Origin of the sequence: Streptomyces sp. NBC_00572 (genome assembly GCF_026341815.1) — a bacterium.
Lineage (GTDB): Bacteria > Actinomycetota > Actinomycetes > Streptomycetales > Streptomycetaceae > Streptomyces.
Genome location: NZ_JAPENX010000001.1, coordinates 3751051 through 3764482, shown reverse-complemented (window position 1 = coordinate 3764482; position 13432 = coordinate 3751051). Strand labels below are relative to the sequence as shown.

The following is a 13432-nucleotide window of genomic DNA, read 5'->3' as shown; positions in this document are numbered from 1 at the left end:
GGGGACCTCGTAGGGGCGAGGTCTAGATCCAGCTCAGCTCCCACAGGCGCCAGATGCCCGTACCGTCCGTCAGGTACTGGGAGCCGGCGACCGCCTCCGTCGCGAGGACGTAGTCCTTCTTCTGCCACAGCGGGACGAGCGGCACGTCGTGCGCGACCTCGCTCTGGATCTCCTTGAAGTCGGAGGTCGCCCGGGAGCGGTCGCTGAACTGCTGCGTCGAGGCGATCAGGGAGTCGATCCGCTTGCTGGAGAACCCGTTGTGCAGGGTGTTCTCGGAGCCGACGAGCGGCGCGGTGAAGCTGTCGGAGTCGGGGAAGTCGGGGAGCCAGCCGACGGTGTACGCGTCGTAGGTGCCCTTCGCGTACGCCTTCTGGAACTCCGTCCACTTGACCTCGACGGCCTCGACCTCGAAGAGGCCGGTCTCCTCCAGCTGCCGCTTGATCTCGGCGGTCTCGGCGCCGTAGGTGGCGTCCGCGCGGTAGCCGAAGGTGAACTTCACCGGGGTCTTGATGCCGGCTTCCCTCAGGACCTTCTTCGCCTTCTTGGCGTTCGGCTCGGGGTCGGCGTCGTAGAACGCGGTGCTGTGCCCGACGAAGCCCTGCGGGATGAGGGAGTACAGCGGCTCGACCGTGCCCTTGTAGGCGCCGGTGGTGATCGCCGGCCGGTCGAGGACCGCGGCGACGGCCTGCCGTACGGCCTTGTCGGCCATGGGCGAGCCGGGCCGGACGTTGAAGTTGAGGTTGCGGATCTCGGCGCTCTCCGCCTCGGTGACCCGCGTCCCGTCGTTGGTCTCCAGGTTCGAGACGAACTCCGGCGGGAGCTGCCGGTGCGTCACCTCGACGTCCTTCGCCTTCCAGGCGTTGGCGAGGTCCGCGGACTGGGCGAAGTACTTCACCAGGACGGGTCCGCCGACCTTGGTGACGGCGCCCCGGTAGTTCGGGTTGGGCTCCAGGAGCGCGGACTCGCCCTCCTTGTACTCCTTGAGGACGTACGGCCCCGAGCCGTCGACGGCGGAACCCGCGCGCAGCGAATCGGCCGGGTACTGGTCCTTGTCGACGATCGAACCGGCGCCCGTGGCCACCTTCAGCGGGAAGGTGGCGTCGCGGCCGCTCAGCTGGAAGGTGACGGTCCGGCCCTCGGCCGAGACGCTCTCCAGGGTCGGGAACAGGGCCTTCGGGCCGACGTCCGTCTTGATGCGCAGCATGCGCTCGAAGGAGTACTTGACGTCCTCGGCGGTGACCTTCCGCCCGTTGGAGAACGAGAGGTCGTCGCGGAGCGTGCACTGGTACGTCGTGAGCTTGATGCCCACGAACTTGCAGCTCTCCGCAGCGTCCGGAACGGGGGTCGTGAACCCCGGCTTGAACGTCAGCAACGACTGGAAGACGTTGCTGTACATGGCCCAGGAACCGGCGTCGTACGCGCCGGCCGGGTCCAGTGAAGTAATCGCGTCGGTTGTGCCGACACTGATCGGATCGGTCCGGCCGCCGTCGGAGGGCAGGAGTTGCCAGCCCCCCACTCCGGCGGCCACCAGTACTCCACAAGTGATGAGGATCCGCAGACGGACCGTCGACCGCATTGCCGTGCTTCCTTTATTCGTCCACCCCAGGTGCGACGGCCCCCGGAAACGTCGCGATGGACGTCATCCCATCACACGGTTTTCACAAGTGGAAGAGAAAACTTTCACACCACAGGTATATGTCCGGGAAATGCGAATTTAAGTCGATGAGCAGCACGTATCGGTCTCGGAGCAGCGAGTGATCCCGCCCCGATTACGCCTGTTTCGAGGCGAGTTCGACGATGGTGATGTCCGAGGGGGCCCCGACCCGGACCGGAGGCCCCCAGGCGCCGGCGCCCCGCGAGACGTACAGCTGGGTGTCTCCGTACCGTTCGAGACCGGCGACGGTCGGATTGGCCAGTTCGGCGAGGTAGTTTCCGGGCCACAGCTGGCCGCCGTGGGTGTGACCGGAGAGCTGGAGGTCCACGCCGTGGCGTACGGCGTCGTGGACGACGATCGGCTGGTGCGCGAGGAGGACCGAGGCGCGGGCCCGGTCGCGGTCGCCGAGGGCCCGTGCGAAGTCGGGGCCCTGCCCCTCGCTCTCGCCCGCGACGTCGTCGACGCCGGCGAGGTCGAAGCCGGCCGCGATCTCCACCCGCTCGTTGCGCAGCGGGCGCAGGCCGAGCTCCCGGACGTGGTCGACCCAGGCGTCGGCGCCCGAGAAGTACTCGTGGTTGCCGGTCACGAAGAAGGAGCCGTGCCGGGCGCGCAGCTCGGCGAGCGGCTCGGCGGCGGGGCCGAGGTTCTCGACGGTGCCGTCGACGAGGTCGCCGACGACCGCGATCAGATCGGGCTGGGCGGAGTTGATCGTGTCCACGATGCGCCGGGTGTGGGCGCGGCCGAGGATCGGGCCGAGGTGGATGTCGGAGACGACGGCGATCCGGTAGCCGTGCGCGGCGCGCGGGATCTTGGCGAGCGGGACGGTGACCCGCTTGATCCGGGGGCCGCGCAGCACGCCGTACGTGCCGTAGCCGACGGTTCCGACGGCGGCTACGGCCGCGGCGCCGCCGACGACCCGGGAGACGAACAGCCGGCGGGAGACGTCGGCGGGGGTGGGCGCGGGGTCCGTCCGCGGTGCCGGTTCGGCCGGCTCCTCGGGAGCGGCCGGCGCGTGCTCCGGAACCGGGACCGGGACCGGCGTCGGCGCCACGACGGGAGCCGGTGCCGTGACGGGAGCCGGAGCCGCCGTCCGCGCCCGGCGGGTGGGCCAACGGAGCAGGAGGGGTCGGACGGCCTCGCCGACGGCCAGGGCGAGCGTCACGTACAGGAGCAGCGCGAGCCACAGGAAGCCGGGCCAGGCGACCACCTGCTGGAGCACGAACGGGGCTCCGGCGCGGGACGAGGCGAGGGCCGCGAACGAGAGCAGCGGCAGCAGCACGACGGCTGCCGTGCCGAGGCGGCGCGGCAGGCTCCCGCGCGTCGTGACGTCGCGCACGAGGCGCCGCCACACGTACCAGTGGACCGCGCCGAGCAGCGCGAGGACCACGATCAGGACCAGCAGGAAGACGACCACGCCCCGGAACCCCTCTTCAGACCGCTCGCGCGGTTCTAACCGTTTTCGCGGCGCGCGACACGCACCCCACGCAACCCGAGCACTCCGATCACCGTCCCCAGGACAAAGGACGTGACGGCAAGCAGCAGATGAACCCAGAAGTAGGCCGTCGGGTCGCCGGCGTCGTCGAACGCGAGGCCACTCCCGTCGTTCCACAGGTTCTTGACGAAAGTGATCCAGATGAACCAGCTCCACACCCCGAACGCGAGCAGGAACCAGGAGACGCGGCGGCTGAACTTCATGACCCCAGTATCACCGTCCACCCCACTGGCCCCGCGGACGGGTGGACGAGCCCGGGCGAACCGCCAGCCGGAGTTCGGATCCTTCTTCCGTACCTGTACGTTCACGACCGTGTCTGCTTCGAAGAAGACCGCTTGGGCGGTCATTGCTGCTGTGTTCCTGCCGCTCGTCGTCGCCGTGCCCTCCGCACACGCGGACACGAAGGACGAGAAGGACAAGCAGCCCAAGCCCCCCAACGCGATGTCCTCGCTCGGCGGCCCCCTGCTGGGCAACCCCGGCACGCAGGTGCGGCTGGGACCCGGCGCCCCGGTGCTGCCGAAGGAGCTGTCCGGCCGCTCCTGGATCGTCGCGGACGCCGAGGACGGCAAGATCCTCGCCTCGCACAACGCGCACTGGCCGCTCGCCCCGGCCTCCACGCTCAAGATGCTCTTCGCGGACACCCTGCTGCCGAAGTTCCCCGACGCGAAGCAGAAGCACCTCGTCACCAACACCGACCTGGCCGGGATAGGAGCCGGCTCCAGCCTGGTCGGCATCAAGGAGAAGCAGACCTACACCGTCCACGACCTGTGGCTCGGGGTCTTCCTCCGCTCCGGCAACGACGCCGTGCACGTCCTGACCAACATGAACAACGGTCTCCGTCAGACCGTGAAGGACATGAACGACCGCGCGGCCGAGCTCCAGGCGCTCGACACCCACGTGGTCTCCCCGGACGGTTACGACGCCCCGGGCCAGGTCTCCTCCGCGTACGACCTGACGCTCATCGCCCGCAGCGGCATGCAGAAGCCGGATTTCCGCGCGTACGCCGCCACGGCCCGCGCCGCCTTCCCCGGCGAGCAGAAGCCGGGCAAGAAGCGCGAGACCTTCGAGATCCAGAACACCAACCGGCTGCTCACGGGCGACCTCGGCGTCGCCCAGTACCAGGGCATCGCGGGCGTCAAGAACGGCAACACCACGCACGCGGGTGCCACCTTCACGGGAGTCGCCGAGCGGAACGGCAGGGTCCTGCTCGTCACCGTGATGAACCCCTCCTCGAAGGAGCAGCACGCCGTCTACCGCGAGAGCGCCAGGCTGCTCGACTGGGGCTTCGCCGCGTACGGGAAGGTGACCCCGGTCGGCGAACTGGTGCCGCCGAGGTCCGCCCGCACGGCCACGACCGCCCCCGACGACGGATCGGCCCCGGCGCCCGGCAAGAACGCCCCGGGGGACACCGTCCAGGCGGCCGCGAAGGAGCAGTCCGGTGGCGTCGGGATCGCGCTCGCCGTGGCGGGCGGGGCCCTCGTGCTCCTCGCCGGCGCCGTCTTCCTCGTCAACCGTCGCTGGCCGCTCGCTGGGTCGGCGGGCCGTCGCCGTCGCTCGCAGCGGACTCCCGGGACGGATCCCGACGTGAATCCGTAGCCGTCCACGCGGCGCAGTACAGCAGCAGCTTCGCGGTGAAGTTGATCCAGAGCAGCAGGGCGACCGGGACACCGAAGGCCCCGTACATCGACTTCGCCGCGACACCGCGCATGTAGCCGCCGAGCAGCAGCTTGAGCAGCTCGAAGCCGACCGCGCCCATCAGCGCCGCCACGACGAGCCGGCGGCGCGGCGGGTGCACGCCGGGCAACAGCGTCAGGACGTACAGCAGGATCAGGAAGTCGGCGACGACCGCGACCAGGACGGCGGCCGCCTGGAGGAAGTAGCCGCCCGCTCCCTCGCTGGAGATCCCGATCCGGTCGGCGCTCCAGCCGACGGCGGTGGAGCCGAGCCACGACGCGGCGAGCGAGGCGAGGGCGACGCCGCCGAGGCCGACGAGGATGAGCGCGTCCTTGCCCTTGAGCAGGACCGGGTTGCCCTCGATGTCGTCGAGCCCCCACACCGCGCGCAGACAGTCCCGCATGGAGCCGACCCAGCTGATGCCGGTGAGCAGCAGGATCGCACCCGCGACGAGCCCGACGGTGCCGGCGTTGTCGACCAGCCCGCTGATGTTGAGCTGGTCGGAGATCCCGGGTACCTGGTCGCTGATCTTGTCCTCGATCTTGTCGAGCTGCTCCTTGCTGAGGAGCGCCGCCCCGACCGCGGCGGCGACGGTGATCAGCGGGAAGAGCGCCAGGAACGAGACGAAGGTGATCGCGGCGGCGAGCCGGGTCCAGTGAGCCTCGTCGAGGGTCTCGTACGAGCGCCACGCATGGGTCCGCATGAGCCGCGCGACCCATGGGCCGATGACGGGGAGCTTGGTCAGCCAGTCCATGTCGTACGCCTACCCCTCGATCCGTGTGCGCCCCTGATGCGACCGCGATACGAGAATCCCCCGCCGAGGCTCTCGCGCCCGCGAGCGACATCCCGTACATCGCCACCCGCAATCCGCCACGCGCGGGACCCGTGGAAGCCGGGAGGCGCGCCTTCGAGGGCGCTTTCCCGACACTCCTTTAATCACCCATTTCGACGAACCGCCATGCAATACCGGCATAAGCGACAGAGGCGGCTATACGGTCCCCTCATGGCTGTCGAGACCCACGTCCTGGACGACGACTGCGAAACGATCACCGGCTGGGGGCGCACCGCGCCGACCCTCGCGCGCGTGAACCGGCCCCGCACGCACGCCGAGGCGGCCGAGGCCGTCCGCACGGCCGGGGCACGCGGTTCGATCGCCCCGTACGTGACGGTCGGCGGCGCCATCGCCGCCGACGTCCACGGCACGAACCACCCCACCGACGGCTCCTTCGGCCGGCACGTGACCGCGCTCGACACCGAGCGCGCCCGTGACCTCGACGACCTGATGGCGCGGCTGACCGCCGCCGACCACCGGTACCGGTACTCCGTCGCCAGGATCGCCCTGCTCGCCCGGGGCGCCGCCACCGGCCGCGGCGTCCTCACGCGCGGCGACCACGCCCCGTACGAGGCGCTGCCCCGCCGTCACCGGGCCCGCCGGGCGCCGCTCGCGTTCCGCCCGCTGCGGCTGCCCGCCCCGCCGCCGTACGTCCCCGGCGGGCTGCTCGGCCGGACCACCGCCGGGCTCTTCAACGAGCTCTGGTACCGCAGCGCGCCCCGCGCGGGCACCGGCCGTCTCCAGTCGCTCAACGCCTTCTTCCACCCGCTCGACGGCGTCCCGCACCGGAACCGGATCCACGGGCGCGCGGGCTCCGTCCCGCGGCTCGACGAGTTCCGGGCGCTGCGCGCCGCCCTCGACCCCCGGTCCGTCCTCACCTCGGACCTCTCCCGCCGCCTCGGCCTCCAGTCCGACCCGATCTCCAGGAGCCTCACATGAAGGACGCCTTCGGTGCCCCGCAGTCCCTGCTCGTCCTCGGCGGCACCTCCGAGATCGGGCTCGCCACCGCCCGCCGGCTGATCGCCCGCCGGACCCGTACCGTCTGGCTGGCCGGGCGCCCCTCCCCCGCGCTCACCGCCGCGGCCGACTCACTGCGGGCGCTCGGCGCGGACGTCCACACGGTCCCCTTCGACGCGCTCGACCCCGAGTCGCACGAGGAGCGGCTCGGCAAGATCTTCACCGAGGGCGACATCGACATGGTGCTCCTCGCCTTCGGGGTCCTCGGCGACCAGGCGCGCGACGAGTCCGACCCGGTCGCGGCCGTGCGCGTCGCGCAGACGAACTACACGGGCGCCGTCTCGGCGGGACTGGTGTGCGCGGGCGCGCTCCAGGCGCAGGGGCACGGCTCGCTGGTCGTGCTGTCCTCGGTGGCGGGCGAGCGGGCCCGCCGCGCCGACTTCATCTACGGCTCGTCGAAGGCGGGGCTCGACGCCTTCGCCCAGGGCCTCGGGGACGCGCTGCAGGGCACGGGGGTGCACGTCATGGTCGTCCGGCCCGGGTTCGTGCGCTCGAAGATGACGGCCGGGCTCGCGGAGGCACCGCTCGCGACCACGCCGGAGGCGGTCGCGGGCGCGATCGAGCTGGGGCTGCGGCGGCGCTCGGAGACGGTGTGGGTGCCGGGGGCGCTGCGGATGGTGATGGCGGCGGTACGGCACATCCCGAGGCCGCTGTTCCGGCGGCTGCCGGTGTGAGTCCGCAGCCGGCGGGGCGAGGGTTCCGGGGATCCGTCAGCCGACCGGGGCGGGGATCCGCCGGCCGGTACCGGGGTTCCGTCAGCCGGCCGGAGTGGCCGTCGGGGTGTCGACCGGGCTGCCGGCCTGCGCCGGGACCGCCGAGATCGGGCGTCCGCTGCCGAACTCGTAGTCGTACAGCTTCCGCCACACGCCGTCCGCGCCCTGCTCGTACAGCGCGAAGGAACGGCAGGTCCAGGCCGCCTCGTACCCGGCGAGCTCTTCGTACGCCCGGTCCATCCCCTCCTCGGAGATGGCGTGGGCCACGGTGACGTGCGGGTGGTACGGGAACTGCAGCTCGCGCGCGAGCGGGCCCGCCTCGTCCCGGATCTGGTGCTGGAGCCGGTTGCAGAGGGGCACGCCCTCCTTCAGCTTCACGAAGACGACCGGAGAGAGCGGCCGGAAGGTCCCGGTGCCCTTCAGCCGCACCGGGAACGGCTGGCAGCCCGCGGCGACACCGGCGAGGTGCGCCTCGATCTCGGGCAGCCGCTCCTCGGCGACCTCGGTCGGCGGGACGAGCGTCACGTGCGTGGGGATGCCGTGCGCGGCCGGATCCCCGAAGCCGGCGCGCCGCTCCTGGAGCAGGCTGCCGTAGGGCTCCGGGACCGCGATCGAAACGCCGAGCGTTACGGTCCCCACGTCGTTCTCCTCCGTCGTCGGTCGACTTGTGTCGGGTGGTGCAGCCGCCAGTGTGCGGCCTGCACCACCCTTTGGGCCAGGGTCCTTGGACTCAGTGCTTGGCGGGCAGGAAGCCCATGCGCTCGTACGTCTGCGCCAGCGTCTCGGCGGCGACGGCCCGAGCCTTCTCCGCTCCCTTGGCCAGAACGGAGTCCAGCGTCTCCGGGTCGTCCAGGTATTCCTGGGTGCGGGTCCGGAACGGCGTGACGAAGTCCACCATGACCTCGGCGAGATCCGTCTTCAGCGCGCCGTACATCTTGCCCTCGTAGCTCGTCTCCAGATCGGCGACGCTCGTCCCGGTGAGGGTGGACAGGATGCTGAGGAGGTTGGAGACGCCGGCCTTGTTCTCCGGGTCGAAACGGATCACCGTCTCGGTGTCGGTGACCGCGCTCTTGACCTTCTTCGCGGTGACCTTCGGGTCGTCCAGGAGGTTGATCAGACCCTTCGGCGTGGACGCCGACTTGCTCATCTTGATCGACGGGTCCTGGAGGTCGTAGATCTTCGCCGTCTCCTTGAGGATGTACGGCGCCGGGATCGTGAACGTCTCGCCGAAGCGGCCGTTGAAGCGCTCCGCGAGGTCGCGGGTCAGCTCGATGTGCTGGCGCTGGTCCTCGCCGACCGGGACCTGGTTGGCCTGGTAGAGCAGGATGTCCGCGACCTGGAGGATCGGGTACGTGAAGAGGCCGACCGTGGCGCGGTCGGAGCCCTGCTTCGCGGACTTGTCCTTGAACTGGGTCATGCGGGAGGCCTCGCCGAAGCCGGTGAGGCAGTTCATGACCCAGCCGAGCTGGGCGTGCTCGGGGACGTGGCTCTGGACGAACAGGGTGCAGCGCTCCGGGTCGAGACCGGCGGCGAGCAGCTGGGCGGCGGCGATCCGGGTGTTGGCGCGCAGCTCGGCGGGGTCCTGCGGAACCGTGATCGCATGCAGGTCGACGACCATGTAGAAGGCGTCGTGGGTCTCCTGCAGGGCGACCCACTGGCGGACGGCGCCGAGGTAGTTGCCGAGGTGGAACGAGCCTGCGGTGGGCTGGATTCCGGAGAGCACGCGGGGACTGTCAGAGGCCATGCACATCATTCTCTCAGGTGTGGGAACCGATCCCGGACTGCCGGTGTATCAAGAGTGTGAGGACGCGGGAGGGGGGCCTGGTCGACGACGAGGCCGTGGTGATCGCACGGGTGCGCGCCGGGGAGCCGGAGGCGTACGCGGAGCTGGTCCGCGCGTACACGGCGGTCGCGCTGAGGGCGGCGGTGGCGTGCGGCGCGGGCGCGGAGGCCGAGGACGTGGTGCAGCAGGCGTTCTTCAAGGCGTACCGCTCGCTGGGGCGCTTCAGGGAGGGCTCGGCGTTCCGGCCGTGGCTGCTGCGGATCGTCGTCAATGAGACCAGGAACACAGTGCGGTCGGCGGGTCGGCAGCGGGCCGTCGCCGACCGGGAGGCGGACCTGCTCGGGGGTGAGCCGCGGATACCGGATTCGGCGGATCCGGCGGTCGCGGCCGAGGAGCGGGAGCGGAGCAGACGGCTCCTCGACGCGCTCGATCGGCTCACCGAGGACCACCGGCAGGTGGTGATCCACCGGTATCTGCTGGAGCTGGACGAGACGGAGACGGCCCAGGCCCTCGGGTGGCCGAAGGGGACGGTGAAGTCCCGGCTGAGCCGGGCGCTGAAGAAGCTGGGCCTGGTGCTGGAGGAAGGCCTGAGGGACGGATCGGAGGGAGGTGAGGAGCGTGGCTGACGAGGGTCTGCCGGACGAGCTGAGGGAGCTGGGACGGCGGCTGCGGGTGCCGGACGTGGACGGGGAGTCGATGGCGGAGCGGGTGCTCGCCCAGCTCCTCGCCGAGCAGGTACCGACGCCGACGCCGGTCCCCCGTCGACGGGGGTGGTGGACGTCGGTACGGCGATGGGCGCGGGCGCGCCGGCGGGCGCTGGTGGCGGGTCTCACCGGGGTGCTGATCGTGCTGACGCTCACCCCGCCGGTGCGGGCGGCGGTGGCCGAGTGGTTCGGCTTCGGCGGGGTCACCGTGCGGTACACCCCGGACGGACGTCACGTCCCGGCCGGCGGCCCGGTGCCGGGGTGCCCGGAGGCGGTGCCGCCGGCGGAGGCCGGGCGGCTCGCGGGGTTCGAGCCGCTGATACCGAGGGCGCTCGGCGCGCCCGACGCGGTGACGGTGACGGGGTCGGCCGAGCGCGGCCGGGCGGTGATCAGTCTGTGCTGGCGCGACGGGGAGCGGACGGTCCGGCTCGACGAGTTCCCGGCCCGACTGGACATCGGCTTCGCCAAGCAGGTGCGGACGCAGCCGCAGTGGGTCGACCTCCCGGACGGCGCGCAGGGCTACTGGTTCGCGGCCCCGCATCTGCTGACGTTCCCGATGACGGACGGGACGGGCTCGGCCTGGACCCATGAGGTCCGTACGGCAGGCCCCACGCTCCTCTGGACGAGGAACGGGGGCGCGCTCACCTTCCGGCTGGAGGGCATACCGGACCGCGAGGAGGCCCGGCGGGCGGCGGAGTCGCTCGGCTGACGGCTCGGGCCCGTCCGGCCATGATCCGCCGGACAGGCCCTGGGATCCGCCCCCGGTCAGACCGGGAGGCCGGGGGCCGGGAAGGCGGCCATCACGTCGCCGACCTCGGCGCGGATCGTGGCGAGGGCCTGCTCGTCGCCCGTGCCGGCCGCCGCGACGCCCCGGTCGATCCAGTCGGCGACCTGGGTCATGTGCTCCGTGGTGAGGCCTCGGGAGGTGAGGGAGGGGGTGCCGATGCGGATGCCGGAGGGGTCGAACGGCTTCCGGGGGTCGTAGGGGACGGTGTTGTAGTTGACGACGATGCCCGCCCGGTCGAGGGCCTTCGCGGCGATCTTGCCGGGGACCTGCTTGGGGGTGAGGTCCATCAGGATCAGGTGGTTGTCGGTGCCGCCGGAGACCAGGTCGAAGCCGCGGGCGAGGAGTGCCTCGGCGAGGGCCTTGGCGTTGGCGACGACGGCGTGGGCGTAGTCGCGGAAGGAGGGCTGGGACGCCTCGCGGAGGGCGACGGCGATGGCGGCGGTGGTCTGGTTGTGCGGGCCGCCCTGGAGGCCGGGGAAGACGGCCTTGTCGAGGGCCTTGGCGTGCTCCTCGCGGGACATGAGCATGGCGCCGCGCGGGCCGCGCAGGGTCTTGTGGGTGGTCGTGGAGATGACGTCGACGTGCGGGACCGGGGACGGGTGGGCGCCGCCCGCGATGAGGCCGGCGATGTGGGCGACGTCGGCGACGAGCACGGCACCGGCCTCGCGGGCGATCTCGCCGAAGGCGGCGAAGTCGATCGTGCGGGGCAGCGCGGTGCCGCCGCAGAAGATCACCTTGGGGCGTTCCTTGAGGGCGAGCTCGCGGACCTCGTCGAAGTCGATGAGGCCGGTGTCCTGGCGGACGCCGTACTGGACGCCGCGGAACCACTTGCCGGTGGCGGAGACGCCCCAGCCGTGGGTGAGGTGGCCGCCCATGGGCAGGGCCATGCCCATGACGGTGTCGCCGGGCTCGGCGAAGGCGAGGTAGACGGCGAGGTTGGCCGGGGAGCCGGAGTAGGGCTGGACGTTGGCGTGGTCGACGCCGAAAACGGCCTTGGCGCGCTCGACGGCGAGGGTCTCGACCTGGTCGATGTTCTGCTGGCCCTCGTAGTAGCGGCGGCCGGGGTAGCCCTCGCTGTACTTGTTCTGGAGGACGGTGCCGGAGGCTTCGAGGACGGCGGCGGAGACGTAGTTCTCGCTGGGGATGAGGCGCAGGGTCTCGGCCTGGAGGCGTTCCTCGGCGCCGACGAGGGCGGCGAGCTCGGGGTCGGCGGCGGCGAGGGCGGGGTGCGTGTACTGGTGCTGCGGGACGGTCATGGTGGTGTCCTCCGGCGTCGGCGGGTCCCGGGACACTGCGTGAGAGGCGCGGCGCCACGCGGGACTTCGGTCCCGTGACGCCCAGGCGGGCGGCGTCGCGTGTGGTCTGCCGCGCACGGCTCCCCCGGGGGCGCTTCCCCGTTCGCCAGTCACCGTGCGTGTTTTCAGAGTAGCGGGCGCGCCGCGCGCGAGGTTTCCCGGTCCGGCATCCGAGCGACGATAGAAACAGGGGCCACAACCCCCTCGTCGGGGTCATCCCCCGAGCCCGCAGGACGAACGGAGATCCCGTGTCGAGCACACAAGACGCGATCGCTTCGGCGGAGGCGCACAGCGCACACAACTACCACCCCCTGCCGGTCGTCGTCGCTTCGGCGGACGGCGCCTGGATGACCGATGTCGAGGGGCGCCGCTATCTCGACATGCTCGCCGGATACTCGGCGCTCAACTTCGGGCACGGCAACCGGCGTCTGATCGACGCGGCGAAGGCCCAGCTGGAGCGGGTGACGCTGACCTCACGCGCCTTCCACCACGACCGGTTCGCCGAGTTCTGCACCCGGCTCGCCGAGCTGTGCGGGAAGGAGGCGGTGCTGCCGATGAACACCGGGGCGGAGGCGGTCGAGACGGCCGTGAAGACCGCCCGGAAGTGGGGGTACGAGGTGAAGGGCGTGCCGGACGGGCACGCGAAGATCGTCGTGGCGGCGAACAACTTCCACGGCAGGACGACGACGATCGTCGGCTTCTCCACGGACCACGAGGCACGGGACCACTTCGGTCCGTACACGCCGGGGTTCGAGATCGTGCCGTACGGGGACCTGACGGCGATGGAGGCGGCGGTCACCGAGAACACGGTGGCGGTGCTGCTCGAACCGATCCAGGGCGAGGCGGGGGTCCTGGTCCCGCCGGCCGGCTATCTGGCGGGGGTGCGGGAGCTGACCCGTCGGCGGAACGTGCTGTTCATGGCGGACGAGATCCAGTCGGGTCTGGGCCGCACGGGCCGGACGTTCGCGTGTGAGCACGAGGGTGTGGTGCCGGACGTGTACATCCTGGGGAAGGCGCTGGGCGGCGGTGTGGTGCCGGTGTCGGCGGTGGTCGCCGACCGGGACGTGCTCGGGGTGTTCAAGCCGGGTGAGCACGGGTCGACGTTCGGCGGGAACCCGCTGGCCTGCGCGGTGGCCCTGGAGGTGATCGCGATGCTGCGGACGGGCGAGTACCAGGAGCGGGCGGCGGAGCTGGGCGAGCACCTGCACGCGGAGCTGGGGCTGCTCGTGGGCGGCGGGGCGGTGGAGGCGGTGCGCGGGCGCGGGCTGTGGGCCGGGGTGGACATCGCGCCGTCGCACGGCACGGGCCGGGAGATCTCGGAGAAGCTGATGGAGCGGGGTGTCCTGGTGAAGGACACGCACGGTTCGACGATCCGGATCGCACCGCCGCTCGTGATCTCGAAGGAGGATCTGGACTGGGGTCTGGAGCAGCTGAGGGGCGTGCTGTCGGAGGAGTGACGAAGTCCGTTTGAGGGGGCGGCG

General features: G+C 71.5%; 13 protein-coding genes and 1 riboswitch. Of the genes, 6 read left to right on the top strand and 7 right to left on the bottom strand.

Annotated elements, in window-relative coordinates; genetic code table 11:
• Positions 1-22: 22 nt before the first annotated feature.
• From OG514_RS17580 to OG514_RS17570, 3 genes are all read right to left on the bottom strand, one after another.
• The gene (locus tag OG514_RS17580) at positions 23-1576 is read right to left on the bottom strand and encodes an ABC transporter substrate-binding protein (protein ID WP_266895691.1); all 1554 of its coding nucleotides are present in this window, start codon (positions 1574-1576) and stop codon (positions 23-25) included.
• Between the two features lie 193 nt (positions 1577-1769).
• Complete coding sequence (locus tag OG514_RS17575; protein WP_266895689.1) at positions 1770-3068, bottom strand: metallophosphoesterase; 1299 nt, start codon at positions 3066-3068, stop codon at positions 1770-1772.
• Between the two features lie 35 nt (positions 3069-3103).
• A complete protein-coding gene (locus OG514_RS17570; RefSeq protein ID WP_266895687.1) occupies positions 3104-3349 on the bottom strand; it encodes an SCO4848 family membrane protein in 246 nt (81 codons plus the stop codon).
• A gap of 109 nt (positions 3350-3458) precedes the next feature.
• Between OG514_RS17570 and OG514_RS17565 the strand changes: the two genes are divergently transcribed.
• Complete coding sequence (locus OG514_RS17565; RefSeq protein WP_266895685.1) at positions 3459-4742, top strand: D-alanyl-D-alanine carboxypeptidase family protein; 1284 nt, start codon at positions 3459-3461, stop codon at positions 4740-4742.
• Here the strand turns inward: OG514_RS17565 and OG514_RS17560 are convergent.
• Entirely contained in the window at positions 4654-5574 is a 921-nt protein-coding gene (locus tag OG514_RS17560; protein ID WP_266895683.1) for a YihY/virulence factor BrkB family protein, read from the bottom strand. The two genes, OG514_RS17565 and OG514_RS17560, sit on opposite strands and share 89 nt — an antisense overlap.
• A 249-nt stretch (positions 5575-5823) precedes the next feature.
• Here OG514_RS17560 and OG514_RS17555 point away from each other — a divergent pair, with 249 nt between their 5' ends.
• Together OG514_RS17555 and OG514_RS17550 are read left to right on the top strand one after the other, a co-directional pair.
• The gene (locus OG514_RS17555) at positions 5824-6591 is read left to right on the top strand and encodes a hypothetical protein (RefSeq protein ID WP_266895681.1); all 768 of its coding nucleotides are present in this window, start codon (positions 5824-5826) and stop codon (positions 6589-6591) included.
• Positions 6588-7343, top strand: a complete 756-nt coding sequence (locus tag OG514_RS17550; RefSeq protein WP_266895679.1) for a decaprenylphospho-beta-D-erythro-pentofuranosid-2-ulose 2-reductase — start codon at positions 6588-6590, stop codon at positions 7341-7343. Before OG514_RS17555 ends, OG514_RS17550 begins: the two co-directional genes overlap by 4 nt.
• A gap of 81 nt (positions 7344-7424) precedes the next feature.
• Here OG514_RS17550 and OG514_RS17545 read toward each other — a convergent pair whose 3' ends face one another.
• Positions 7425-8021: a 2'-5' RNA ligase family protein gene (locus tag OG514_RS17545; protein ID WP_266895677.1), complete on the bottom strand. Its 597-nt coding sequence runs from the start codon at positions 8019-8021 to the stop codon at positions 7425-7427.
• Positions 8022-8112: 91 nt separating this feature from the next.
• Positions 8113-9126 carry a tryptophan--tRNA ligase gene (trpS, locus tag OG514_RS17540; RefSeq protein WP_266895675.1) on the bottom strand — a complete coding sequence of 338 codons (1014 nt, stop codon included), beginning with the start codon at positions 9124-9126 and terminating at the stop codon, positions 8113-8115.
• Positions 9127-9182: 56 nt separating this feature from the next.
• Here trpS and OG514_RS17535 point away from each other — a divergent pair, with 56 nt between their 5' ends.
• Entirely contained in the window at positions 9183-9791 is a 609-nt protein-coding gene (locus OG514_RS17535; protein ID WP_266895673.1) for an RNA polymerase sigma factor, read from the top strand.
• Positions 9784-10578 (top strand): hypothetical protein, encoded by a 795-nt coding sequence (locus OG514_RS17530; RefSeq protein WP_266895671.1) that lies wholly within the window; start codon positions 9784-9786, stop codon positions 10576-10578. Before OG514_RS17535 ends, OG514_RS17530 begins: the two co-directional genes overlap by 8 nt.
• A 56-nt stretch (positions 10579-10634) precedes the next feature.
• Here OG514_RS17530 and glyA read toward each other — a convergent pair whose 3' ends face one another.
• Positions 10635-11912 carry a serine hydroxymethyltransferase gene (glyA, locus tag OG514_RS17525; RefSeq protein ID WP_266895669.1) on the bottom strand — a complete coding sequence of 426 codons (1278 nt, stop codon included), beginning with the start codon at positions 11910-11912 and terminating at the stop codon, positions 10635-10637.
• Between the two features lie 72 nt (positions 11913-11984).
• Positions 11985-12075: riboswitch (ZMP/ZTP riboswitch) on the bottom strand.
• Positions 12076-12199: 124 nt separating this feature from the next.
• Between glyA and rocD the strand changes: the two genes are divergently transcribed.
• The gene (rocD, locus tag OG514_RS17520) at positions 12200-13408 is read left to right on the top strand and encodes an ornithine--oxo-acid transaminase (protein WP_266895667.1); all 1209 of its coding nucleotides are present in this window, start codon (positions 12200-12202) and stop codon (positions 13406-13408) included.
• Positions 13409-13432 lie beyond the last annotated feature (24 nt).